17 protein-coding genes are annotated in these 24554 nt (G+C 74.4%); 5 read left to right on the forward strand and 12 right to left on the reverse strand.

Annotated features, from left to right (window positions below; translation table 11 throughout):
- Positions 1 to 164: 164 nt before the first annotated feature.
- Both LG396_RS11020 and LG396_RS11025 read right to left on the reverse strand, forming a co-directional pair.
- The gene (locus tag LG396_RS11020) at positions 165 to 1235 is read right to left on the reverse strand and encodes a DUF4190 domain-containing protein (RefSeq protein ID WP_225794617.1); all 1071 of its coding nucleotides are present in this window, start codon (positions 1233 to 1235) and stop codon (positions 165 to 167) included.
- Positions 1236 to 1276: 41 nt separating this feature from the next.
- Entirely contained in the window at positions 1277 to 1690 is a 414-nt protein-coding gene (locus LG396_RS11025) for a DUF4190 domain-containing protein (protein ID WP_225794618.1), read from the reverse strand.
- A 99-nt stretch (positions 1691 to 1789) separates the two neighbouring features.
- Between LG396_RS11025 and LG396_RS11030 the strand changes: the two genes are divergently transcribed.
- A complete protein-coding gene (locus tag LG396_RS11030) occupies positions 1790 to 2857 on the forward strand; it encodes an adenosine deaminase (protein ID WP_018851002.1) in 1068 nt (355 codons plus the stop codon).
- On the forward strand, positions 2800 to 3549 hold the full coding sequence (locus LG396_RS11035; RefSeq protein ID WP_225794619.1) for a glycerophosphodiester phosphodiesterase: 750 nt from the start codon (positions 2800 to 2802) through the stop codon (positions 3547 to 3549). The genes LG396_RS11030 and LG396_RS11035 overlap by 58 nt, the downstream gene beginning before the upstream one ends.
- 106 nt (positions 3550 to 3655) lie before the next feature.
- On the opposite strand, the gene LG396_RS11040 is transcribed toward LG396_RS11035, so the two are convergent.
- Together LG396_RS11040 and LG396_RS11045 are read right to left on the reverse strand one after the other, a co-directional pair.
- The gene (locus LG396_RS11040; RefSeq protein WP_225794620.1) at positions 3656 to 5266 is read right to left on the reverse strand and encodes an MFS transporter; all 1611 of its coding nucleotides are present in this window, start codon (positions 5264 to 5266) and stop codon (positions 3656 to 3658) included.
- A 36-nt stretch (positions 5267 to 5302) separates the two neighbouring features.
- Entirely contained in the window at positions 5303 to 5836 is a 534-nt protein-coding gene (locus LG396_RS11045; RefSeq protein ID WP_100298625.1) for an NAD(P)H-dependent oxidoreductase, read from the reverse strand.
- Positions 5837 to 5983: 147 nt separating this feature from the next.
- Between LG396_RS11045 and LG396_RS11050 the strand changes: the two genes are divergently transcribed.
- The 3 genes from LG396_RS11050 to LG396_RS11060 are packed head-to-tail and all read left to right on the forward strand — an operon-like array spanning position 5984 to position 14675.
- Entirely contained in the window at positions 5984 to 9469 is a 3486-nt protein-coding gene (locus tag LG396_RS11050; protein ID WP_225794621.1) for an AfsR/SARP family transcriptional regulator, read from the forward strand.
- Between the two features lie 51 nt (positions 9470 to 9520).
- Complete coding sequence (locus LG396_RS11055; protein ID WP_225794622.1) at positions 9521 to 14050, forward strand: polymorphic toxin type 28 domain-containing protein; 4530 nt, start codon at positions 9521 to 9523, stop codon at positions 14048 to 14050.
- Positions 14051 to 14075: 25 nt separating this feature from the next.
- Positions 14076 to 14675: a pentapeptide repeat-containing protein gene (locus tag LG396_RS11060; protein ID WP_225794623.1), complete on the forward strand. Its 600-nt coding sequence runs from the start codon at positions 14076 to 14078 to the stop codon at positions 14673 to 14675.
- A gap of 94 nt (positions 14676 to 14769) precedes the next feature.
- On the opposite strand, the gene LG396_RS11065 is transcribed toward LG396_RS11060, so the two are convergent.
- The 8 genes from LG396_RS11065 to LG396_RS11100 form a co-directional block, all read right to left on the reverse strand.
- Positions 14770 to 15996, reverse strand: coding sequence for a saccharopine dehydrogenase family protein (locus tag LG396_RS11065; protein WP_018844708.1), 1227 nt, complete (start codon positions 15994 to 15996; stop codon positions 14770 to 14772).
- Positions 15997 to 16016: 20 nt separating this feature from the next.
- A complete protein-coding gene (locus LG396_RS11070; RefSeq protein WP_225794624.1) occupies positions 16017 to 17483 on the reverse strand; it encodes an NAD(P)/FAD-dependent oxidoreductase in 1467 nt (488 codons plus the stop codon).
- Complete coding sequence (locus LG396_RS11075) at positions 17480 to 18271, reverse strand: ABC transporter permease (RefSeq protein ID WP_225794625.1); 792 nt, start codon at positions 18269 to 18271, stop codon at positions 17480 to 17482. The genes LG396_RS11070 and LG396_RS11075 overlap by 4 nt, the downstream gene beginning before the upstream one ends.
- A complete protein-coding gene (locus LG396_RS11080) occupies positions 18271 to 19191 on the reverse strand; it encodes an ABC transporter permease (protein WP_018851007.1) in 921 nt (306 codons plus the stop codon). Before LG396_RS11080 ends, LG396_RS11075 begins: the two co-directional genes overlap by 1 nt.
- Entirely contained in the window at positions 19188 to 20366 is a 1179-nt protein-coding gene (locus LG396_RS11085; protein WP_225794626.1) for an ABC transporter ATP-binding protein, read from the reverse strand. Before LG396_RS11085 ends, LG396_RS11080 begins: the two co-directional genes overlap by 4 nt.
- Positions 20363 to 21613: a polyamine ABC transporter substrate-binding protein gene (locus tag LG396_RS11090; RefSeq protein WP_018839587.1), complete on the reverse strand. Its 1251-nt coding sequence runs from the start codon at positions 21611 to 21613 to the stop codon at positions 20363 to 20365. Before LG396_RS11090 ends, LG396_RS11085 begins: the two co-directional genes overlap by 4 nt.
- 109 nt (positions 21614 to 21722) lie before the next feature.
- Entirely contained in the window at positions 21723 to 23237 is a 1515-nt protein-coding gene (locus LG396_RS11095; RefSeq protein ID WP_225794627.1) for a gamma-aminobutyraldehyde dehydrogenase, read from the reverse strand.
- 119 nt (positions 23238 to 23356) lie between these two features.
- Positions 23357 to 24484 (reverse strand): hypothetical protein, encoded by a 1128-nt coding sequence (locus LG396_RS11100; RefSeq protein WP_225794628.1) that lies wholly within the window; start codon positions 24482 to 24484, stop codon positions 23357 to 23359.
- Positions 24485 to 24554 lie beyond the last annotated feature (70 nt).

The following is a 24554-nucleotide window of genomic DNA, read 5'->3' on the forward strand; positions in this document are numbered from 1 at the left end:
ACGCAAATTCCTCGTCTCCCCTCGCACCGGTCCCTGGTAGACCGGCTGTCAGTTACGGAGACAAAGGAGGCCCGCAGCTCTTACAAGCTTTGCCGAAAACGTCGGGGCGGTGTGGATCATCGCAGCTCACGGGGGGCGTACGCCGGGAGCGTGCCGGGGGTGCGTCAGGCGGGCCGCTCGTCGCCGGGGCCGTCGATGTCGATCCACCAGTACGCGTACTCGTACGGTCCGCCCGGCGAGACCTCGAACTCGATCTCGCCCGGCGCGTCGTCCAGCTCGAAGTGGTAGACGGCCGTGGCGGCCTCGTCCTCGCCGAGGGTCAGCGGCAGCCCGTCGCCGAACGCCTGCTCCAGGTCCCCGCCGTCGGAGCCGATGGGGTAGGCGCTGACACTGCTGCTCCCCAGGGCCACCAGCTCGCCGCTGCCGTTCTCGACCCTGACCCTCACCTGCAGCAGGTCGCCCATGACGGGACGCGCGTCGAGGGTCACCTGCAGACCGTCCTCGTACGCGATGGCCCGGCCGGACTCGACCGCGTTGTCCGTCTCGGGCGAGACCGGGGCGAAGAAGCCGACCGCCAGGACGACGAGCAGGATGCTCATGCCGATGCCGACGACGGCCGCGACGCCGCCGAGCCAGATCCCCGACAGCCCGGTCCTTCTGTTGCCCGCCTCGCCGCGCCGCACGCGGCGGAGGGTGACGATGCCGAAGCCGATGGCGAGGCCGCCGAGGATGACGGCGAGGGGGCTGAAGAGGAGCGTGAAGGCGAGCACGGCGCCGATGACCCCGAGGATCATCGCCGTGACCCCGGAGCCGTTGCGCGGCCCGGTGGGCGGCACCCAGGCGTAGGGGGCGGGGAGGTAGGGCTTCGGACCGTACGGGCCGGGGTCCGCGCCCGGCTGCGGCCGCTGCCAGCCGGGTGCGAGGGGCACGGGCGGACCGCCGTCGGGCGGGGGCAGCAGGGCGACTTCGGAGGCGGGCGCCGGATGCGCCGGACCGTCCGCGACAGGGCCGGAGGCCTGCCCGCCGCCCGTCAATGCGCCCTCGTCCGGCCCCGCACCGCCGCCGGGGCCCGGGCCCGCACCGGCGACCGCGCCCGTACCCGCGCCGTCGTCCGCGGATGCGCCGTCGCCCGGCGCCGTGCCGGCCTCCGCCGCGGCGGGATCCCCCGCCTCCCGGCCCTCCTCCGCGCGGAGCGCGCCCCGCCCCGCCGCGTCGCCCCGCCGGTCCGTGTCCATGGGCTCAACTGTACGAGCCGCCCGAATCCCGTCGGACCCGCTCACCCGGCACCGCCCGGCCAGGGCAGCGTCCCCGACCGGTCCTCCATGACCTGCACGCTCGGCCCCTCCCGGCGCTCCGCGGGCTTCTTCTCCTCCTCGGCGTCCCCGGAGAAGACCACGCCCGTCAGCGCCAGCACGATGACCACCGCCGCGACCGCGAACGCCACCGCGCCCGTCGCGATGCCGATAACCGCGTTGCGCCCGGCGCCGGTCCCGTCCCGCCGCGCACGGCTGCGCGCGACCAGGCCGAGGACCAGCGCCGCCGGGCCGAGCAGCACGGAGAGGGCCATGCCGTAGACCGTGGGCAGGAGGGTGACGCCGACGATGCCGCACACCATCGCCTTCGTGCCCAGACCGGCCGGTCCCCGCCGCGTCCCGGCGGTGGCCGGCGCCGGTGGACTGCTCGCCGCCATATCCGCTCCCTCCGCTCCCCGTCGCGCCGCACGCACGCGCGTTCGCACATGCTACGGAGCCGGGGCGGCGCCGTCAGTCCGTTGGCCTACGATGATGCGATGGCCGATCTCGACTCCTTCATCGCCGGTCTGCCGAAGGCCGAACTCCACGTCCACCACGTCGGCTCCGCGTCGCCCCGCATCGTCGCCGAACTCGCCGCGCGGCATCCCGACTCCAAGGTGCCCGCGGACGCCGAGGCGCTCGCCGAATTCTTCACCTTCCGCGACTTCGCGCACTTCATCGAGATCTACCTCTCCGTCGTCGACCTCGTCCGCACCCCCGACGACGTCCGCCTGCTGACGTACGAGATCGCCCGCGACATGGCGCGGCAGAGCATCCGCTACGCGGAGCTGACCGTCACGCCGTACAGCTCCACGAGCCGCGGCATCCCCGACCGCGCCTTCCTCGACGCCCTGGAGGACGCCCGGATCAGCGCCGAGGCCGAGTTGGGCGTCGTGCTGCGCTGGTGCTTCGACATCCCCGGCGAGGCGGGTCTGGCGGCGGCCGAGGAGACGGCGCGGATCGCCGTCGACATCGGCTGCGAAGGGCTCGTGGCCTTCGGCCTCGGCGGCCCCGAGATCGGCGTGCCCCGCGGGCAGTTCAAGCCGTACTTCGACCGCGCGACAGCAGCCGGGCTGCGCAGCGTCCCGCACGCCGGCGAGACGACCGGGCCGCAGACGGTCTGGGACGCGGTCACCGAGCTGCGCGCCGAGCGCATCGGGCACGGCACGAGCGCGGCTCAGGACCCGAAGCTGCTGGCGCACCTCGCGGAGGCGGGCATCGCGCTGGAGGTCTGCCCGACGTCCAACGTCGCCACGAGGGCGGTCGCTTCGCTCGACGAGCACCCGCTGCGGCGGATCGTGGACGCGGGCGTGCTGGTCGCGCTGGGCAGCGACGACCCGCCGATGTTCGGCACGGACCTGAACACGGAGTACGGGGTGGCGGCCCGCCTGCTCGGGCTCGACGAGGCGGGCACGGCGGCGCTGGCGAAGAACTCGGTCGCGGCGTCGTTCATGGACCCGGCCGCGAAGGCGGCGCTGACGGCGGAGATAGACGCGTACGCCGCCGCGTGGCCCGCTACCGCCCCCGGCGGCGCCCCCCGGCCCGCGACCCCGACCGCCCCGTGACGGGCTCCGCGCCCGCCGTGCTGGCCGTCGCCCACCGCGGCGATCCGTACGTCGTACGCGAGAACACCCTCGGCTCGCTGCGCTCGGCGGTGACGGCGGGCGCCGACGCGGTGGAGTTCGACGTCCGGCTGACGCGGGACGGCGTGCCGGTGCTGCTGCACGACCGCACGCTGCAGCGGCTGTGGGGGCAGGAGGCGGTCCTGGCGTCGCTGACGTACGCCGAGGTCCAGGAGCGCACCGGAGGCGGCATCCCGACGCTGCGCGAGGCGCTGAAGGTCATGGCGGACAGCCCGGGGGTCCGCTCGTTCATCGACCTTCCCGACCCCGCGGCCGCCGAGCCGACGGTCGCCGAGGTGCTCGACTCCGACGCGGCCGCCCGCACGTACTACTGCGGCGGCACCGCCGCGCTCCTGACCATCCGCGCCGCGGACCCGGACGCGGAGATAGCACTGACCTGCTCCTCCCCCGTCCCGTACCGCGCGGGCCTGCTCAGGCGGCTGCGTCCGCAGTGGCTCAACTACCGCTTCGGCCTCCTCGACGAGGCGACGGTGCGCGAGGACCACGAGGCGGGCTACCGGGTGTCGTGCTGGACGGTCGACTGGCCCCGCAACTGGCGCCGCCTGACGGCCATGGGCGTCGACGCCATCACGAGCAACCGCATCACGGGCCTGCGCCGCCACCTGGGCCGCTGAGCGGAGGCCGCCACGACGGCGGGTGCCGCGCGGCGGGGGCTCGACTCCCCCGCCACGCGGCTCTCTTCCGCTCCGTACGCCGGCTGTCCAGGACGGCGTACGGGCCTCAGCGACCGGCCTTCGCCGGCACCGGGGTCTCGTCCCGCGCGGCCGGGGGCTCGGAGGCCGCGGGCTCCGGCTCCGGGGCGCCCGCGGCGGGGACGCGCCGCAGCAGGGCCACCGACAGGACCGCCGCCGCGACGGCCAGGCCGGCCGCGATCGCCGCCGCCAGGTTGAGGCCGCTCGCGAACGCCTCCTTCGCCGGCGTCAGCACCGCCTCGCCCAGGTTCGCCTGCAGGTTCTCCGCCGCGCTCAGCGCGCCGGGCAGGGTGTCGCGGGCGGCTGCGTCCGCGCCCTCCGGCACGCCGGCGGGGACCGAGTCGGCCATGTCGCCGCGGTAGACGGCGGTGCCGACGCTGCCCAGCAGGGCGATGCCGAGGGCCACGCCGAGGTCGCTGGCCGTGCTGTTGACCGCCGAGGCGGCGCCCGCCTTCTCCGGCGGGGCTGAGCCGATGACGAGGTTGGTGGCCAGGGCCATCACCGGCGCGATACCCGGGTAGAGCAGGTAGAAGCCGGTGATCAGCAGCGGCAGGCCGCCGACGCTGTCGACCTGGGTGAGCACCACGTACCCCGCCGCGGACAGCAGGCTGCCGGCCGCCACGACGTATCCCGGGCGCACCCTGCGGGCGATCACCGGCGACAGCATCGAGACGATCACCAGCAGCACCGCCGCCGGCAGGATCCACAGCCCCGCCTGAAGCGGCGTCAGCTCCTCGACGAGTTGCAGGTACTGCGTGAAGAGCAGGTACACGCCGCCGAGCGCGACCGCGCTGAGGAGGAAGACGGCCAGGGCGCCGCTGAACGTGCGGTCGCCGAACAGGCGCATGTCCAGCAGCGGATCGTCCAGCCGGAGCTGCCGCCGGACGAAGACGGTCGACAGCACGACGCCGAGGACGAGGGCGACGATCGCGGTGGCGTTGACGCCGTGCGCCGCCATCTCCTTCACGCCGTAGACCACGGGCAGGACCGTGACCATCGACAGCGCCACGCTCGGCAGGTCGAGCCGGCCCGGCTGCGGCGCCCGGTACTCGGGCACCAGGAACGGCGCGGCGATCAGCACCAGCGCCATCACCGGCGCGCCCGCCAGCAGCGCGGAGCCCCACCAGAAGTTCTCCAGCAGCAGCCCGCCGACCAGCGGGCCCACGGCCACGCCGACGGACACGGACGCCGCCCACAGGCCGATGGCGGTCGCCCGCTGCTTGGCGTCCTGGAACATGTTGCTGATCAGCGACAGCGTCGACGGCATCACCGCCGCCGCGCCCGCGCCCATCACGGCGCGCGCCGCGATCAGCGCCTCCGCGCCCGGCGCGAACGCCGCCGCCGCCGACGCCGCGCCGAACGCCACGGCGCCGAAGAGGAGGATGCGGCGGCGCCCGATGCGGTCGCCGAGGGTGCCCATGGCGACGAGCAGCCCGGCCATCATGAAGCCGTAGATGTCGTTGATCCACAGCAGTTGGCCGCTGCTGGGTTCGAGGTCGGCGGCGATGTCGGGGGTGGCGAGGAACAGCACGGTCATCGTGACGAACAGCAGGATCGTCGGCGCGAGCAGCACCGCGAGGCCGAGCCACTGCCTGGGGCCGGCGCGCAGCGCGGTGGCCTCCGGGGCGATTGCGGACATGATTCTTCTCGTTTCGGGGTTTGGGGACGGTCGGGATCAGAAGGGGTACGGCGTGTGGGCGCGGGCGGTGCGCAGGGCGCGGGCCCACCAGATGAGTTCGTCGAGCGCGCCGTCGGGACAGTCCGTCTCGTGGACGGTCAGCGCGTGCGCCTCGGCGAGGTCGGCGCGCAGGGCGCGCAGGGCACGCGCGGCCTCCTCCCCCGCGCGTACGTGCAGCGCCACCGGACGCGCCTTGAACGCCTCGGCGCACCACACCAGCGCGCGCTGGAGCGGCCCGGCGGAATCCGGCCTGCCGGTGCGCGGCCGGGCGGCGGGGGCCACGACGACGAACCCGTCCGCCGCGTCCAGCCACGGCCGCAGCTCCCGTACGGCGGGCGGCTCCGGCGCGTCGCCGGGCAGCACGCCGGGGCACGGCTCCGGCAGGCACGCCGCCGCGAGGTCGATGAGGTCGACCTCCAGCCGGGCCCGCCGCCCCGCGAGCCCGGCGAGCCGCCGGGCCTCCGCGCCGGCGGCCGGTCCGGGCCCGAGACCGCCGAGGACGGTCAGCCGCAGCGTCGTGTCCGTACTCATCAGGGGCCTCCTCCCGCTCGCCGGTGACGACGGGGACCACGCTCCGGCAGAGCCCTCCAGGTCTCCTTCGGATCCGCTTTCGATCCGCTGCGGGCGGGCCGAAAGCACGGCGCGGGGGCTGTCGGCGGGCTGGGTTACCGTGAACGCATGCGCTTCGGGGTGCTCGGTCCGCTGGCGGTGTGGACGGCCGGCGGCCAGGCGGTCCGCGTACCGGAGGTGAAGGTCCGCAGCCTCCTGGCCGACCTGCTGATCCACGCCGGCCGCGCCGTGCCCGCCGACCGGCTCGTCGACGACCTGTGGGGCGACTCCCCGCCCGCGAACCCGGCCGGGGCGCTCCAGACCCGCGTCTCCCAGCTGCGCCGCGCACTGGAGGAGGCCGAGCCCGGCGCCCGCGCGCTCGTCGTCTCCCGCCCGCCCGGCTATCTGCTGGACGCCGGCCCCGAGGCCACCGACACCGGCCGCTTCGCGGCCCTGACGGCCGCCGCCCGCCGCGCCGACGGCCCGCGGGCGCGCGCGGCGCTGCTCGCGGACGCGCTCGCGCTCTGGCGGGGCGAGGTGCTGGCGGACTTCGCCGACGAGGAGTTCGCGCGCGCGGAGATCGCCCGGCTCGACGAGCTGCGGCTGACGGCCCTCGAAGAACAGGCGGAGGCCCGGCTCGAACTCGGCGAGCACGCCCTCCTCGCCGACGAGCTGGGCGACCTCGTCGCCCGCCACCCGCTGCGCGAGCGGCTGCGCGCCGCCCAGCTGCGCGCGCTGTACCGGGCGGGCCGGCAGAGCGACGCGCTGGCGAGTTACGGCCGGCTGCGCGCGCAGCTCGCGGAGGAGCTGGGCCTGGACCCGGGCCCGGAACTGGCCGCGCTGCACCAGGCGATCCTGGAGCAGGACCCGGCGCTCGGCGCACCGGAGCGCGAGGGGGAGCAGGCGGCGGTACGGGGCAACCTGCCGGCGCCGCACGGCGAGCTGATCGGCCGCGACGAGTCGGTGGCGGCGGTGCGGGCGCTGCTGGAAACGGGCCGGCTGGTGACGCTGACGGGCCCCGGCGGGGTGGGCAAGACCCGGCTGGCGCTGGAGACGGCCCGCGGCCTGCCGGAGTCGTTCCCCGACGGGGTGTGGCTGGTGGAGCTGTCGGCCCTCGCTCCGCCCCGGCCCGCCGCGGAGCCCGCGGACGTCGCCCCCGGTGCCGACGAGGCGGCGGAGGTCGTGGCCGCGGCGCTGGGCGTACGGGACGAGACCGCCGGCGGCGGCCTGCTGACCGGCGCCGGCGGAACGCCCCCCGTCCAGCGACTGGCGGAGGCGCTGCGGACGAAGCGGACGCTGCTGGTCCTCGACAACTGCGAGCATGTCGTGGACGCCGTCGCGGCGCTCTGCGCCCGGCTGCTGACCGCGGCGCCCGGCGTGCGCGTACTGGCGACGGGGCAGGAGCCGCTGGGCGTCGGCGGCGAACACCTGTGGCCGGTGGCCCCGCTGGACGTCCCCCCGGCGGAGGCAGCCAGGACGCCGGAATCCGATCGGGCCGCGTCGGCCCCACGCGGCACACCGTCCCCCGGCGCGACGGGCACCGCGCACCCGGCCGCCGCCCCGGACGCGGCGTCCGCCCCCGACCTCGCCGCCCTCCGGGCCTCCGGTGCCGTGCGGCTCTTCACCGAGCGGGCAGCCGCCGCCGCGCCCGGCTTCGCCGTCGACGCCGCCAACGCCGCCGCGGTCGCGACGGTCTGCCGCCGCCTCGACGGCATCCCCCTCGCCCTGGAGCTGGCCGCCACCCGGGTACGGGCCCTCGGCGTCCACGAGTTGGCCGCCCGGCTGGACGACCGGTTCCGGCTGCTGTCCGCCGGCCCGCGCGACGCGCCCGCCCGGCAGCGCACCCTGCGCGCGATGCTGGACTGGAGCTGGGAGCTGCTGACCGCCCCCGAGCAGGCCGTGCTCCGCCGCCTCTCCCTGCACGCGGAAGGGTGCACGCTGCGCGCCGCCGAGGCGGTCTGCGCGGGCGGCGGCATCGCCGAGGACGAGGTGCTCGACCTCCTCGCCCGCCTCGTCGACCGCTCCCTGGTCATGGCCGCCCCGGGCGACGGCGTGGCCCCCGCGCGCTACCACCTGCTGGAGTCCGTCACCGCCTACGGCCACGAACAGCTCTGCGCGGCCGGCGAGTTCGGCTCAGTACGCCGCCGCCACACCGCGTACTACGCGGCGCTCGCCGCCGAGGCAGAGCCCCAGCTGCGCGGCCCCGCCCAGCGCCAGTGGCTGCTGCGCCTCGACGCCGAGTCCGCCAACATGCGCGCGGCGCTGGAGGACGCGGTACGCAGCGGCACCGCGGCGACGGCACTGGGCCTGGCCTGCGACCTGGCGTGGTACTGGGTGCTGCGGGGCCGCCTCGGCGAGGGCCGCCGCTTCCTCACCACCGCCCTGGCGGCGCCACGGGCACCGCGGCACCCCGCGACCGGCACGGCAACCGGCACCGAAGTCACCCCCGCTGCCGCAGCCGAAACCGAAGGGGAAGACGAAAGGGAAGACGAAGAAGAAGCCGAAGGAGCAGCCGCCGCCCCCGGAAGGGACGTCACCGCGGCCCGCGCCGCCGCCCTCACCTGGCGCGCCGCCATGACCCTCCGCCTCGGCGAGCCCCTCACTCCCGACGTCCTGCCCGCCGGCCGCCCGCCGCAGCCCGCCGACCTGTCCGAACTGGCCGCCGGTGCCCGCGCGGACGCCTTCCTCGGCCTCGCCCGGCTAGGCCTCGGCCCGCTGCCCGGCGGCGACGACCCGCTGGCCCGCGCCGAGGGGGTCTTCCGCGCGCTCGGCGACCAGTGGGGCACCGCGGCGGTGTCCAGCACCCTCGCCCGGCAGGCGGTGCTCCGCGGCGACCTGCCCGCGCTCGCGGAGTACGGGGAGCGCAGCATGGCGCTCTTCGCCGGACTCGGCGACCGCTGGGGCCAGTTGCACGCGACGTACGCGCTCGGCACGTACGCGGAGATCACCGGCGACTACGCACAGGCCGCCCGGCTGCACCGCGAGGGCCTGCGGATGGCCGAGGACCTGGGGCTGTGGTCGGAGGTGTCCGACAAGCTGTCGATGCTCGGCCGCGTCGCGCTGCTCACGGGGGACGCCGCGCAGGCCGACGAGTTCCACGGCCGCGCCGCCCGGCTGGCCGCCGAGCAGGGCTATGTGGTGGGCGAGGAGTTCGCGGGCATCGGTCTGGCGATGGGCGCGCGCCGCCAGGGCCGGCTGGCGGAGGCGGAGGCGCACCTGCGGCACTGGCTGGACTGGGACCGGAAGATCGAGTCTGACGTGGGCACCGCGCTGATCCTCGCCGAGCTGGGCTTCGTCGCGGAGCTGGCGGGCGACCCGGAGCAGGCCCGCGCCCACCACCGCGAGGGCCTGGCCTTCGCCCGCCCCACCGGCGACCCCCGGGCCATCGCCCTGGCCCTGGAGGGCCTGGCCGGCGCGGAGTCCCTGGACGGCGACGCGGGTGAGGCCGCCCGCCTCCTCGGCAGGGCCGAGGCCCTCCGCGCCGCCGCCGGCGCCCCGCTCCCCGCGGCCGAACGCCTCGACACCGACCGCATCATGGGCCGCCTGCGCGCGGCTCTGCCACCCGACGCCCTCGCCGCCGAGATCGCCGCCGGGCGGGAGGCCGAGGAACCGTGAGCCGCTGATCAGGCGTCTTCGGACGAGATGTGGCTGTAACGGGGGTGGCACATGGGGAATCGTCCGACGGACTGGCACGTACTCGATCTGGATGACGACCCGACGCCGGGGGATCCGGAGCGGGTCAAGCAGCTGGCGCGTGAGCTGCACGATTTCGCCGATGACGTGGCGGACGCGCTGCGGCAGATCAAGGGCATGGCCGGCGAGGACGCCCTGCTGCGCTGGGCGGGGAAGACCGCGAAGGCGTTCCAGGACGAGTTCGAGGAAGTCCCCAAGAACCTCAAGAAGCTTCAGCGCTCCTATGATCTGGCGGGTGACGCGCTTGCGGCGTATTGGCCGAAGCTGGAGCGGGCGCAGTCGTTGGCCGACAAGGCGCTGGCCAGGGGCCGTGAGGCGCAGAGTGATCTGACCGCTGCCAACGGCCGTCTCGACTCGGCCAATTCCTGGGTGGACCGGGCGACGAAGAAGACGGAGGAGTACGACGAGAAGGAGGGCAAGGAGAAGCCCGACGAGTCGGAGGTGCGCGCCGCCACCCGCAACGCCACCGACGCCAAGTCCGCCCGTGCCTCCGCCCAGACCGCGGTCGACAACGCGCAAGGCGGCCTGGAAGCGGCCAAGAAGATGGCCGCCGACGCCAAGAAGATGCGCGAGGACGCCGCGTCCGAGGCCAAGGACAAACTCGAAGACGCCTCCGACGCGGGCATCCAGAACCGCAAGTGGTGGGAGAAGGCGGTCGACTGGGTCAAGGACAACTGGGACACCATCGTCACCGTCTGCAAAGTCATCGTCGCCGTCCTCGGCATCGTCGTCCTCATCATCGGCGGACCGCTGGCCTGGGTCGTCCTCGCCGCGGCGCTGGTGGTGCTGGCCGACAGCCTGATCAAGTACGCGAACGGCGAGGGCTCCCTCTTCGACGTCGCCATGGCCGCCCTGGACTGCATCCCCGGCATGAAGGGCCTCACCTCACTGGCCAGGCTCGGCAAGGGCCTGAAGAGCCTCAAGGGCGGGCTGGCCGGGCTGCGCGGCATGAAGAACGCCGTACTCGGCCTGGCCAAGCGGGGCCGCACGATGATCGACGACGCCGCACAGGGCGCCACGACCCGGCTGAAGAACATCGTCTCGAAGTTCACCGACCCCGTGGACCTGGCCACCGGGGCGATGTACCTGCCTCAGGAGGACATCGAACTGCCCGGGAACCTGCCCCTGGTCTTCTCCCGCCGGCTGGGCTCGGCCTACCGGGCCGGCTGGTGGTTCGGCCCCACCTGGGCCTCCACCGCCGACCAGCGCCTGGAGACCGACGACCGGGGCGTCGTCTTCGTCACCGAGGACGGCCGGCTCCTCGCCTACCCCCACCCCGCCGACTCCGAGGTGCTGCCCGAACAGGGCCCGCGCTGGCCGCTCGCCCGCCTGGAGAACGGCGGCTACACCGTCACGGACCCCCTCACCGGCCACACCCGTACCTTCGCCCGCCCCGACGCCGACGGCCTCGCGCCGCTGGAACAGATAGCGGACCGCAACGGCCACACCCTGACCTTCACCTACGACGACGACGGCGCCCCCACCGGCATCCGCCACTCCGGCGGCTACCACCTCAAGCTCACCACCGACGCCGGCCGCATCACCGCCCTCTCCCTCGCCGGCGCCGCCGACGACGGCACCGACATCGTCGTCAAGCGCTTCGGCTACGACCCCGGCGGCAACCTCACCGAGGACATCAACTCCTCGGGACTGCCCCTGGCCTTCACCTACGACGACCGCCTGCGGGCGACCTCCTGGACCGACCGCAACGGCCACCGCTACGACTACACCTACGACGACCGCGACCGCTGCATCGCCGAAGGCGGCGAAGCCGGCCACCTCGCCCTCACCCTCGACTACGACGGCACCGACCCCGCCTGGCCCGGGTCCGCGATCACCACCCTCACCACCGCAGAGGGCGCGGTCACCCGCTTCGTCGTCAACGACGAGTGCCAGATCACCGCCGAGATCGACGCCCTCGGCCACACCACCCGCACCAGCTACGACGAACACCACAACCTCACCGCCGAGACCGACCCCCTCGGCCAGCGGTTCGCCTACGCCTACGACGCCGACGGCGGCCTGCGCACGCTCGTGCGGCCCGACGGCACCACCACGACGCTCGACTACGCCGCGCCCGGCCTGCCGAGCCGTGTGACGGCACCGGACGGAGCCACCTGGGTCCAGTCGTTCGACGCCGCCGGCAACCGCCTCTCCGTCGCCGACCCGTCCGGCGCCACCACCCGCTACCACTACGACGACCGGGGCCGCCTGCGCGCCGTCACCGACGCGCTGGACCACACGGTCGCGATCGGGAACAACGCGGCGGGCCTGCCCGTCGAGACGGTCGACCCGCTGGGCGGCACCACCCGCTACGAGTACGACGCCTTCGGCCGCGTCCGCGCGGTGACCGACCCCCTCGGCCACACCACCCGGGCGACCTGGAACACGGAGGGCCTGCTCACCTCGTACACGCTGCCCGACGGCACGACCGAGTCCTGGGCGTACGACGCCGAAGGCAACTGCCTGGCCCACACCGACGCCGCGGGCACGTCGACCACGTACGAGTACACGCACTTCGACCAGCTCGGCGCCTACACCGCGGCCGACGGCGCACGCTATGAGTTCACCCACGACGCGAGCCTGCGGCTCACCGAAGTGCGGGACCCGCTCGGCCGCCGCTGGCGGTACGTGTACGACCGCGCCGGGCGCCTCGTCTCGGAGACCGACTTCGACGACAGGACGACCGAGTACGTCCGGGACGCGGCCGGCCGGATCGCGGTGTCCGTCACCCCGCTCGGCGAACGCATCACCTACGAGTACGACCCGCTCGGCAACATCGCGCGCAAGAACGCGGGCGGCGCGGTGACCAGGTACACGTACGACGCCGCCGGACGGCTCCTCACCGCCGCCGGCCCGGGCTCCGCCGTCACCTGCGAGCGCAACGAACTGGGCCTGATCACCAGGGAGGACGTCGACGGCCGCAGCATGTCGTTCCGCTACGACGCCCTCGGCCGCCGGACCGCGCGCGTCACCCCCTCCGGTGCCCGGACGACCTACGGCTACGACGCCGCGGGCGCCCGCGACGCGGTCACCGCGTCGGGACACACGCTGCGCTTCCAGCGGGACGCGGGCGGTCGCGAACTCACCTGCCTGCTCGACGGCTCGCTCGCCGTGGAGCGGCAATGGGACCCGGTGGGCCGGCTCCACGCGCAGACCGTGGCCGCCGGGGAGCGCACCGTCCAGCGGCGCACGTACACCTACCGCGGCGACGGCCACCTCGCCGCCGTGCACGACCGGCTGGCCGGTACGAGCCGGTTCGACGTCGACGCCGCCGGCCGCGTCACCGGCGTCGCCGCGGGCGACTGGCGGGAGACGTACGGCTACGACGCCGTCGGCAACGTGACGCGGGCCGCCTGGCCCGACCACCACGCCGGTGCGGCGGCCACGGGCGAGCGGCGTTACGAGGGCACCCGCGTCCTGGGGGCCGGCGCCCTGCGCTACCAGCACGACGCCGCCGGCCGGCTGGTGGCCCGGACCCGTAAGCGGCTCTCCCACAAGCCCGACACCTGGCGCTTCGCCTGGGACGCCGAGGACCGCCTGACGCGGGCGACGACCCCGGACGGCACCGTGTGGCGCTACCGCTACGACCCGCTCGGCCGCCGGATCGCCAAGGAGCGGCTGACCGCCGAGGGGGAGGTGGCCGAGCGGATCGGGTTCACCTGGGACGGGTCCGTGCTCGTCGAGGAGACCACGCGCTCCCCCGAACTGCCGCACCCGGTGACCCTGACGTGGGAGCACGAGGGCTTCAGCCCCATCTCCCAGGCGGAGCGCATCACGGACGACACCGGCCGGCGGGAGATCGACTCCCGGTTCTTCGCCATCGTCACCGACCTCGTCGGCACGCCACGGGAGTTGGTGGACGCGGACGGGCAGGTGGCGTGGCGCGCCCGCAGCACCATCTGGGGGGCCACCGCCTGGTCCGCCGGGAGCACGGCGTACACGCCCCTGCGGCTGCCCGGGCAGTACGCGGACCGGGAGACCGGGCTGCACTACAACCTGCACCGCTACTACGACCCCGCACTCGCCCGCTACGCCACGCCGGACCCGCTCGGGCTGTCGCCCGCGCCCAACCCCGTCGCGTACGTGCACAACCCCCTGACGTGGTCGGACCCGCTGGGGCTCTCCCCGTACAGCAGCCGCAAGCTGGGCCTGAGCGACTCGGCCCAGAACGCGATCCAGAAGCTGGAGAACATCAAGAAGGACCCCATAGGCAGGATCAACAGCATGCCGAACCACAACCACTACTCCGCGGCCCGCCGGGAGGCCGCGGGCGAGGTGGTGGCCGTGAAGCAGAACGGCGTGCCCTTCGACCACATCGCCGACCTGACGAACGCCAGGAACGGTCTGGAGAACGTGCGCAAGGTGCTGGTGAAGGAGATGGACGTGCTGCCGGAGGGACTGACGGAACGCGGCCTCGACGTGCTCATCAAGAAGCACGACGAGACCGTCTACCATCTCGACCGGCTGAACGGCTTCCTCGGGTCCATCGGCCACCGTTGAACGGCGCACGCAAGACCGGAGGATCATGGACGACGCAGACGACCAGCGCATCGCCGAGGACCGGCGCCGCTGGAGCACACCGGCCGGCACGGCCGCCGCCGAACGCATCCTGCACGCCCTGCGGGACGGAACGGACTGGCGGGACGTCTCCGCCGAGTTCTCCGGGCTGGGCGACCGCAGGGACCTGCGGGGCGTCCCGCTCGCCGGCGCCGACCTGCGCGGGGCGGACCTGCGGGACGCCAACCTCAGCCACGCCGTGCTGCGTGCGGCCCGGCTCGACGGGGCGGACCTGTCGGAGGCGCATCTCACCGGCGCCGACTTCGCCGGGGCGTCGCTGCGCGGCGCGCTGCTCGCCGGGGTGCAGGCCGGTGCCGCCACGTTCTCCGGCTGCGACCTCTCGGAGGCGCGCATGGACGGGGTCGGGCTGATGCGGGCGGCGCTCGACGGGGCGGTCCTGCGGGGTGCGTCGCTGCGGCGGGCGAACTTCGCCGCGGCGAACCTGCGGGACGCGGACTTCGGCGACGCGGACCTTCAGGACGCGGTCCTGCTGAGCGCGCGGACGGAGGGCGCGAGCTTCGAGGGCGCCCGGATGACGGGAGTCCGCGGCGGTCGGCTGGCACCGTAGAAGGCGACCGCGGCGGGCCGCTGGAAGCACGGCGGCAGGCCCGGTGGCGTACGGGGCCCCGCGGGGAGCCCGTCGGGTCCGGGCTCCCCGCTCGTCAGCCGTCGTCGCGCAGGGCCCAGGGGGAGCCGTAAGCCGTCAGCAGGTCCAGGAACGGCTTCGGCGGCAGGGCCTCCGGGCCGAGGACGCCCGCTGCGGTCCACAGGCCGGCGGCCAGCAGCTCCAGGGCGACCACCGGGTTGACGGCCGTCTGCCAGACGACGGCCTGGACGCCGTCGAGGGCCATCGTCTCCTCGTTGTCCGCCACGTGGTAGAGGTACACCTCCCGCGGCCCGCCGTCCTTCGTGCCGCGTACCCACGTGCCCGCGCACGTCCTGCCGCGCATCCGGTCGCCGAGCCCCGCCGGGTCCGGGAGGCACGCGGCGACCACGTCGCGCGGCGAGACCTTCGCGTCGCCGACCGCGACGGGCGCGGTGCGGTCCAGGCCCAGCTTGTGCAGGGTCTTGAGGACGTCGATGAACTCCTCCCCCAGCCCGTACTTGAAGGTGACCCGGCGCGCGTCGATCCAGCGCGGCACGAGGAGCACCTCCTCGTGTTCGACGTTGACGCACTCCACGGGCCCGATGCCGGCCGGGAAGTCGAAGACCTCCGGTTCGCTGAAGGGCTCGGTGGTGTGCCAGCCCCGGCCGGCGTCCCAGATCACCGGCGGGTTCAGGCACTCCTCGATCGTCGTCCAGATGGAGAACGACGGCGCGAAGCCGTAGCCGTCCACGGTGAGGTCCGCGCCGTCGCGTACGCCGATCTCGTCGACGGTGTCGAAGAGTTCGTCGGCGGCGTAGCGGGCGAAGACGTCGGAGAGGCCGGGCTCCACGCCCATGCCGACGAGCGCGAGGCGGCCCGAGGTGGCCCACCGGTCGGCGGCGGCGAACTGCTGGTCGCCGAGCTTCACGCCGCACTCCTCGTACGGGCGCACGGGGTGCGGCCGGGACAGGGACATCGCCATGTCGACATAAGTGGCGGCCTGCTCGTACGCGGCCTCGAAGAGCGGCATGACGAAACGCGGGTCGGTGGCGTTGAGGAGCACGTCGCAGCGGTGGGTACGCAGCAGGGCGGCCACCGCCGTACGGTCCGCCGCGTCCACCCGGGCGGCCGTGAACCGGGCGCCGGCCGCACCCGGGTGGGCGGCCCGCACGTAGGACACCGCGGCTTCAGCGCGGGCGGGGTCGCGGTCGGCGACGACCATCGCCTCGAAGAAGTCGCGGCGCGCCGCGATGCGGGTGATCGCCGTGCCGACGCCACCCGCGCCCACCAGCAAGATGCGCATCTGCCCACTCCCTGCTCTCGTCAGCTGTCGAAGCCCATGCCCATCCGGTCCAGCGCCCTGAGCCACAGGTTCCGCCGCCCGCCGCCCGCGTCCGCCCGCGCCAGCGACCAGCGCGTCAGCCCGATGCCCGCCCACGCCAGCGGCTCGGGCGGGAACGGCAGCGGCTTGCTGCGCACCATCCGCAGCTCCGTGCGCTCCGTGCGCTCGCCCGCGAGGAGGTCGAGCATCACCTCGGCGCCGAAGCGGCTGGCGCCGACGCCGAGGCCGGTGTAGCCGGCGGCGTACGCGACACGGCCGGCGTGGGCCGTGCCGAAGAAGGCGGCGAAGCGGGAGCAGGTGTCGATGGCGCCGCCCCAGCGGTGGGTGAAGCGGACCTCGGCGAGCTGCGGGAAGCAGCGGTGGAAGTGGCGGGCGAGCTTCAGGTGGGTCTCGGGGCGCTGGTCGTACTCGGCCCGCACCCGGCCGCCGAAGTGGTGCACGGCGTCGTAGCCGCCCCACAGGATGCGGTGGTCGGCGGTGATGCGGAAGTAGTGGAACCGGTTGGCGCTGTCGGCGAGTCCCTGGCGGCGGTGCCAGCCCACGGCGTCGCGCTGGGCGGCGGTCAGCGGCTCCGTCATCAGCGCGTAGTCGTAGACGGGGGTCAGGTACGGGCGGACGCGGCGGACGAGGTGCGGGAAGGCGTTGGTGCCGAGCGCCACGTGCGGCGCGCGCACCCGCCCGTACGGCGTCCGCACCTCCATCGCGCCGCCGCCCGCCCCCGCGCCGCGGGCGCCCGCGGACCGGAACGCCCCGCCGCCGCCTCCTCCTGGGCCGGCGGGGGCGAGGGCGAGGCCCGGGGTGTGCTCGTAGATCCGTACGCCCGCGTCCAGGCACGCCTGCCGCAGCCCCCAGGCCAGCCGCGCCGGCTGGACCATGGCGACGCCGGCGCGGTCCCAGAGGCCGCCGAGGAACGTCGGCGAGTCGACCTCGGCGCGTACCGCGTCCCGGTCCATCAGCAGCAGCCCGTCGCCGAGCCCGCGGCGCGTCGCCTCCTCGGCGAACTCGCTCAGCTCGTCGAGCTGGTACGGCTCGGTGGCCACGGTGATCTCGCCGCTGCGCCGGAAGTCGCAGTCGATGCCGTACCGCTCGACGGCCGCGCCGATCGCGTCCAGGTTCGCGGCGCCCAGCCGCTCCAGGGCCTCGATCTCCTCGGGCCAGCGCTCCAGGCCGTTGCCGAGGCCGTGGGTGAGGGAAGCGGCGCAGAAGCCGCCGTTGCGGCCGGACGCCGCCCAGCCGCACTCGGCGGCCTCGATGAGGACGACGTCGCGGCCGGGGCCGCGCTCCTTGGCGAGCAGCGCCGTCCACAGCCCGCTGTAGCCGCCGCCGACGACGAGCAGGTCGGCCTCCTCGGCGCCGGTGAGCGCGGGCAGCGCCGCGGGCCGGCCGGGGTCGTCGAGCCAGTACGGCCGCGGGGCGGCCGACGCCAGGGAGCGCGCGGGGTCCGTCATGCCCGCGACCTCCGCCGTGCGCCGACGACCTGCCCGGCCACCACGAGGGCCAGCGCGGCCACGAACATCGCCGTGCCGATGACGTTCACCTGCACCGGGATGCCGCGCTGCGAGGCGCCCCAGACGTACATCGGGAACGTGACCGTCGAGGGCCCGGCGTTGAACTGCGTGATGATGAAGTCGTCGAGGGAGATCGCGAAGCTGAGCATCGCCCCGGCGGCTATCCCCGGCGCCGCCAGCGGCAGCGTGACCCGCAGGAACGTCTGCAGCGGCCCCGCGTACAGGTCCCGGGCCGCCTCCTCCAGCTTCGGGTCCATGCTCGCCACCCGCGCCTTGACGGCGACGACGACGAAGCTGAGGCAGAACATGATGTGCGCGATGAGGATCGTCGTGACACCGAACTCGATCCGCATGTTGAGGAAAAGGGTGCCCAGCGAGGCGGCCATGACGACCTCGGGCATCGCCATCGGCAGGAAGATCAGCGAGTTGCCCGCGGCCCGGCCGCGGAAGCGGTGCCGGGCGAGCGCGAAGGCCGCGAGGGTGCCGATGACGGTGGCGGCGACGGTCGCGGTCAGCGCGATCCGCAGGCTGAGGCCGACGGAGTCGCACATGCCGGCGACGCCGCAGGGGTCGCTCCAGGCGTCGGTGGAGAAGGACTGCCAGGTGTAGTTGTAGCGGCCTGCGGGGTCGTTGAAGGAGAAGACCAGCACGACGACGTTGGGCAGCAGCAGGTAGACCAGCGCGAGCGTGCCGGCGATGACGACGAGGTGGCGGCGGAGCCAGCGCATCACACCAGCTCCTCGGTGCCGGCCCGGCGGATGTACACCGTCACCATGATCAGGATCGCGGCCATCAGCAGGAACGACATCGCCGCGGCCGTCGGGTAGTCGAGCACGTTGAGGAACTGCTTCTGGATGGCGTTGCCGACCATCTGCTCCTTCGGCGAGCCGAGGAGCTGGGCGTTGATGTAGTCGCCGGAGGCGGGGATGAACGTCAGCAGCGTGCCGGCGACGACGCCGGGCATCGACAGCGGCAGCGTGACCCGGCGGAAGACGGTCAGCGGGCGGGCGTAGAGGTCCTGCGCGGCCTCGTGCAGTCCCGGGTCGACGCGCTCCAGCGAGGTGTACAGCGGCAGGATCATGAACGGCAGGAAGTTGTACGTCAGTCCGCACACGACCGCGAGCGGGGTGGCGAGCAGCCGGTCGTCGGTGGTCAGGCCGAGGGTCGCGGTGACGTCGAGGACGTGCAGGGTGTCCAGGGCGCCGACGAGCGGGCCGTTGTCGGACAGGATCGTCTTCCAGGCCAGCGTGCGGATGAGGAAGCTGGTGAAGAACGGGGCGATGACGAGGACGAGGAGCACGCCCCGCCAGCGCCCGGCGCGGAAGGCGATCATGTACGCGAGCGGGTAGCCGATGGCGAGGCAGAGGACCGTGGCCGCGGCGGCGTAGCCGAAGGAGCGGGCGAAGTGCTCGGCGTACGTGTCGAGCGCCTCGGTGTAGTTGGCCCACCGCCAGGTGACCTCGAAGCCCTCCTCGAAGGAGCCGGACTGCACGGAGGTCGAGGCCTGGTAGACCAGCGGCGCGGCGAAGAAGACCAGCAGCCACAGCGCGGCGGGCAGCAGCAGCCAGTACGGGGTGAGGCGGCGGCGCGGCGGCGGGGGTCCGGGCGCCTCGGGCGTCGCCTCCGGCGGGGCGGCGAGCGCGGTCACGGTGCCTCCTCGCCCGTGCCCGCGTCCTCCAGCGTCCCGGCGAGCAGGGACTCCTCGCCGTCGAGGCCGAAGGTGTGCGCCGGGTTCCAGTGCAGGACGACCTGCGCGCCGGGTACGAGCCGGGGGTCGCGCTCGACGTTCTGCACGAACACCGACAGCTCGGGGCAGACGGGGCTGTCGACGAGGTACTGGGTGGCGGCGCCCGTGAAGGAGGCGTCCACGACGGTGCCGGGTATCCGGTTGCGGCCGTCGGGGACCGCGCCGTCCACGGCGGCGTCGCGGTGGGCGAGGGAGATCTTCTCCGGCCGCATCCCGGCGAGGACCCGCGTGCCCACGGCGGTCGACCGGGCGCGGCAGCGGGCCGCGGGCAGCGCGAGCTTGACGTCGCCGGCGGCGGACAGCAGCAGGTCCGCGCCGGCGGTGCCGGCTATCTCGGCGGCGATCAGGTTGGACTGGCCGAGGAAGTTGGCGACGAAGGAGCTCGCGGGGTCCTCGTACAGGTCGACGGGCGTGCCGAGCTGCTCGACCCGTCCGGCGTTCATCACGGCGATGGTGTCGGCCATGGTCATGGCCTCCTCCTGGTCGTGCGTGACGTGCACGAACGTGAGGCCGACCTCCGTCTGGATGCGTTTGAGCTCCAGCTGCATCTGCCGGCGCAGCTTCAGGTCGAGGGCGCCGAGCGGCTCGTCGAGGAGCAGCACCTCGGGCCGGTTGACGATCGCGCGGGCCAGCGCCACGCGCTGCTGCTGGCCGCCGGAGAGCTGGTGCGGCTTGCGGCGCGCGAGGTGGCCCAACTCGACCAGCTCCAGGGTCTCCCGCACGTCCTTGGCCACGGACCGGATGCCGCGGCGGCGCAGCCCGAAGGCGACGTTGTCGTGCACGTCGAGGTGGGGGAAGAGGGCGTAGCTCTGGAAGACGGTGTTGACCTTGCGCCGGTGCGGCGGCAGGGCGGTCACGTCGTCGTCGCCGAGGCGTACGGTGCCGGTGGTGGGCTGCTCCAGGCCGGCGATCATCCGCAGCGTGGTGGTCTTGCCGCAGCCCGAGGCGCCGAGGAGGGCGAAGAACGAGCCCCGGGGGACGGTGAGGTCGAGGGGGTGCACGGCGGTGACGTCGCCGAACTCCTTGCTGATCCCGGTGAGCGTGACGCCCGCCCGCTGCTCGGCCACCGCGCTCACGCCCCGATCACCTTGGACCACTTGTCCTGGTAGGCGGTCTCCTTGTCGTCATTCATGGACATGAAGACCTGGCCTTTGTCGATCATCTGCCGGTCGGGGAAGATCAGCGGGTAGTCGGCGAGCGAGGCGTCGATCTTCTTCATCTCGGCGCGGGCGCCGACGACGGGGCAGATGTAGTTGACCCAGGCGGCCAGTTCGGCGGCGACGTCGGGCCGGTAGTAGTAGTCGATCAGCTTCTCTGCGTTGGTCTTGTGCCGGGCCCTGGCGGGGACGAGCAGGTCGTCCGTGGCGTAGAGGTAGCCCTTGGCGGGGATCACGAACTCGATGTCGTCCGTGTCCAGCTGGAGTTGCACGATGTCGCCCGCCCACGCCAGGCAGGCGGCGATGTCGCCCTTGACCAGCTCCTCGGTGTAGTCGTTGCCGGTGAAGCGGCGCAGCTGGTCGTCGTCCACGGCCTTCTGCACCCGGGCGAGGGCGGCGTCGAAGTCGTCGTCGGTGAACTTCGTCGGCGACTTGCCCATGTCGATGAGCGTCATCCCGATGGTGTCCTGCATCTCGGTGAGCAGCGACACCTTGCCCTTGAGCGCCTCGTCCTCCATCAGCTGCGCGACGGAGGAGACCTCGCGGCCCCCGGTGGCCTTCTTGTTGTACGCCACGACCGTGGCGAGACCCGCCCACGGCATGGTGAACTGCCGCCCCGGGTCGTGCGCGGCGTTGCGGAAGCGCGGTTCGAGGTTGACGTTGGCGTGCGGCAGGTTGCGCGGGTCCAGGCGCTGCGCCCAGCCGTGCCGGATGAGCCGGCCGGCCATGAAGTCCGACAGGCACACGAGGTCGCGCCCGGTGTCCTGGCCGGCGGCGAGCTGCGGCTTGATGCGGCCGAAGAACTCGACGTTGTCGTTGACGTCCTCGGTGTACGCCACGCGGATGCCGCTGCGCTCCTGGAAGCGCTCCAGGGTGGGGCGGACGTTCTCGTTCTCGTCGTCGACGTCGATGTACAGGGGCCAGTTGGAGAAGGCGAGTTCCTTCTCCTTCCCGGAGTAGTCCCTGGCCGCGGCGGCTTCGCCGTCCTCGCCGCCGGTGTCGGCGGCGGGGATGCCGCACGCGCCGAGTGCCGGCAGCGCCGCGGCCCCGGCCAGCGCGCCGCCCGCGGCGAGCAGCCGGCGGCGGGACACGGCGGCCCGGCCGCTGGTCAGGCTGCGCTCCCAGGCCCGCGCTACGGGTTCGGGGAGTGAGGCGAACGGATCCATGGGGTCGGCCTTCCTCGGGGACGGGCCAGTGGGCTGCGGGCGCACGGGGCGTGGGCGCCGGGGCCGCGCGGGCGGTGCGCGGCGGACGGTACGCGGGGCGCCGGGCCGCTCAGAGGGTGAACACGGTGCGGTGCCACTCCTTGCGCGCGGTCCCGGTGATGTCCTGCATCACGTGCTTGATCTGGGTGTACTCCTCGAAGGAGTACGCGGACATGTCCTTGCCGAAGCCGGAGGCCCGGTAGCCGCCGTGCGGCATCTCGCTGATGATCGGGATGTGGTCGTTGAGCCACACGCAGCCGGCCCTGATCTCCCGGGCGGCGCGCGCGGTGCGGTAGGCGTCGCGGCTCCAGGCGGAGGCGGCGAGGCCGTAGGGGGTGTCGTTGGCGAGGGCGATGCCCTCGTCGTCGGTGTCGAAGGGCAGCACGGCGAGTACGGGCCCGAAGACCTCGCTGCGCACGATCTCGCTGTCCTGTGCGGCGCCGGTGACGAGGGTCGGCTCGTAGTACGCGCCCTTCAGGTCCGGCGCCCGGCCGCCGGTGACGACGCGGGCGCCTGCGGCGCGGGCCCGGTCGACGAAGGCGGCGACGCGGTCGCGCTGGGCGTACGAGACGAGGGGGCCGAGGTCGGTCGCCGGGTCGAACGGGTCGCCGAGCCGGACGCGGGCCATCAGCGCGGCGACGCCGTCGGTGAAGGCGTCGTACAGCGGGCGCTGGACGTACGCGCGGGTGGCGGCGGTGCAGTCCTGGCCGGTGTTGATGAGCGCGCCGGCGACGGCGCCGTGCACGGCGGCCTCCAGGTCGGCGTCGTCGAAGACGACGAACGGGGCCTTGCCGCCCAGTTCCAGGTGCAGCCGCTTGACGCCGGCGCCCGCCGTGGCGGCCAGGGCCGCGACGCGGCGGCCGACGGCGGTGGAGCCGGTGAAGGAGGTCATGGCCACGTCCGGGTGGGAGACGAGGTGTTCGCCTGCGTCGGGCCCGGTGCCGCAGACGACGTTGACGACGCCGGCGGGGATCCCGGCGTCCACGGCGGCGTCGGCGAACATCAGCGAGGTCAGCGGCGTCAGCTCGCTGGGCTTCAGCACGATGGCGTTCCCGGCTGCGACGGCCGGCAGCACCTTCCAGGCGGCCATCTGCAGCGGGTAGTTCCACGGGGCGATGGAGCCGACGACGCCGACGGGCTCGCGGCGGATCGCCGAGGTGTGGTCGGCGCTGTACTCCCCGGCCGCCTTGCCCTCGGGCAGCCGGGCGGCGCCGGCGAAGAACGCGGCGTTGTCGACGGTGCCGGGCACGTCGAACCCGGTGCTGAGCCGGACCGGCTTGCCGCACTGCAGCGACTCGGCGTACGCGAACTCCTGCGCCCGCTCCGCGATCAGCCCGGCGAGCCGGTACAGCGCCTCGGAGCGCTCGCCGGGCGTTGCCGCGCCCCAGCCGGGCTGCGCCGCCGCGGCCGCGGCGACGGCGGCGTCGACGTCGGCGGGGCCGGCCGGTTCGTAACGCAGGACCTCCGCGCCGGTGGCCGGGTCGGTGACGGTCTGCGTGCGTCCTGACGTGCCGGGGACGAGGCGGCCGGCGACGAACTGCGCGCCGGGTGCGAAGCGTTCCGCCGCATCGGGGCGAGGGGCCATCGAACCACTCCGGATGTCGTTTCGGCAGGATGTTCCGACAGGGGGTGATGGCCGATCATGACAGGAGGTGCCATATCCGGCAAGGGATTCCGTCGTCTTCATTTGAAGAAGCGACGGAATCAGTCTTCGGAGCCTTCGTCGGGCACCATCGTCCAGTCCAGGCACCGGCGCTGGAAGGCCGCCTCCTCCCCCAGCCGCACCAACTGCTCCATCCCGTACGCGCGCACCGGCCGCACCATCCGCACCGGCCGGTCCGGCCGGTCCGCCGCACCGGCCGCGGCACCGGCGATCGCCCGGCCGCCGCCCCGTTCCCGTACGGCCAGGACGCCCTGGCGCTGGAGGGCGCGGAAGACGGCGGGCAGGGCGGGCGCCGGCAGCCGCTCGTCGGCGCAGACCCGGGCGGCGTCGGGGAGACGAAACGTTCCTGGAAAGACGGCGCAGCGCGCCCACAGCAACTGCTCCGCGGGCGTGAGCAGCCGGTGCGTCCAGCGCAGCGAGGCGCGCAGCGAGCGCTGCCGGGCCGGCCAGCGGGGCTCCTCGACGGCCAGGTCCAGGCAGCCGGCGGGGCGGGAGATGCGCTCCAGCAGCCGGTCGGGCCGCTGCCGGGCGAGCTGGGAGGCGGCGATCCTGGCCGCGAGCGGGAGGCCCTCCAGCAGGTCGCAGGTGGCGTGCAGGGCCTCGCGGCCGGCGTCGTCGGCGAGTGCGTCGTGCGGCGCCAGGCTCTCCAGCAGCGCCACGGAGTCGTCGGGCGCCAGCGGCTCCAGCCGCAGGGTCGCGCCGCGCGGCCCGGGACGCCGCCGCACCCCGCCGCCGGCGGACGCGGCTCCGCCGGAGGATGCGGCTCCGCCGGCCGCCGCGGCACCGGCGCCGCCGCCCAGCGGCACCCTGCTCGTGACCACCACCCGCAGCCCCGTGCGCTGCCGCAGCAGCGCCTCCAGACCGTCCACGACCGCCCCGGCGACGTGCTCGCAGGTGTCCACGAGCAGCACCGCCGCGCGCCACCCGCTCTCCGGCAGCCGCCGCGCCGCCTCGGCCAGCCGGCGGTGCACCGCCGCCGCCTCGCGCACCGGCGCCATGTCGACGCGCAGCACCTCCGGGGCCGAACGCCCGCGGCCGAGGCGGCCGATCGCCTCGGCCGCGAGCGCGCTCTTGCCGACCCCGCCGGGGCCGGTCACCGTCACCAGCCGCGTATCACGTAAGAGTTCCCCGAGGCGTGCGGTGTCCGCCCGGCGCCCGATCAGCGTCATGTGGCCGTGCCCATCGTCCAGGCTGCGTCTCTGCCGTGTCCGTCATGTCTCGCGTTCGCGTCGTGGAGAT

Origin of the sequence: Streptomyces aculeolatus (assembly GCF_020400605.1) — a bacterium.
Lineage (GTDB): Bacteria > Actinomycetota > Actinomycetes > Streptomycetales > Streptomycetaceae > Streptomyces > Streptomyces aculeolatus.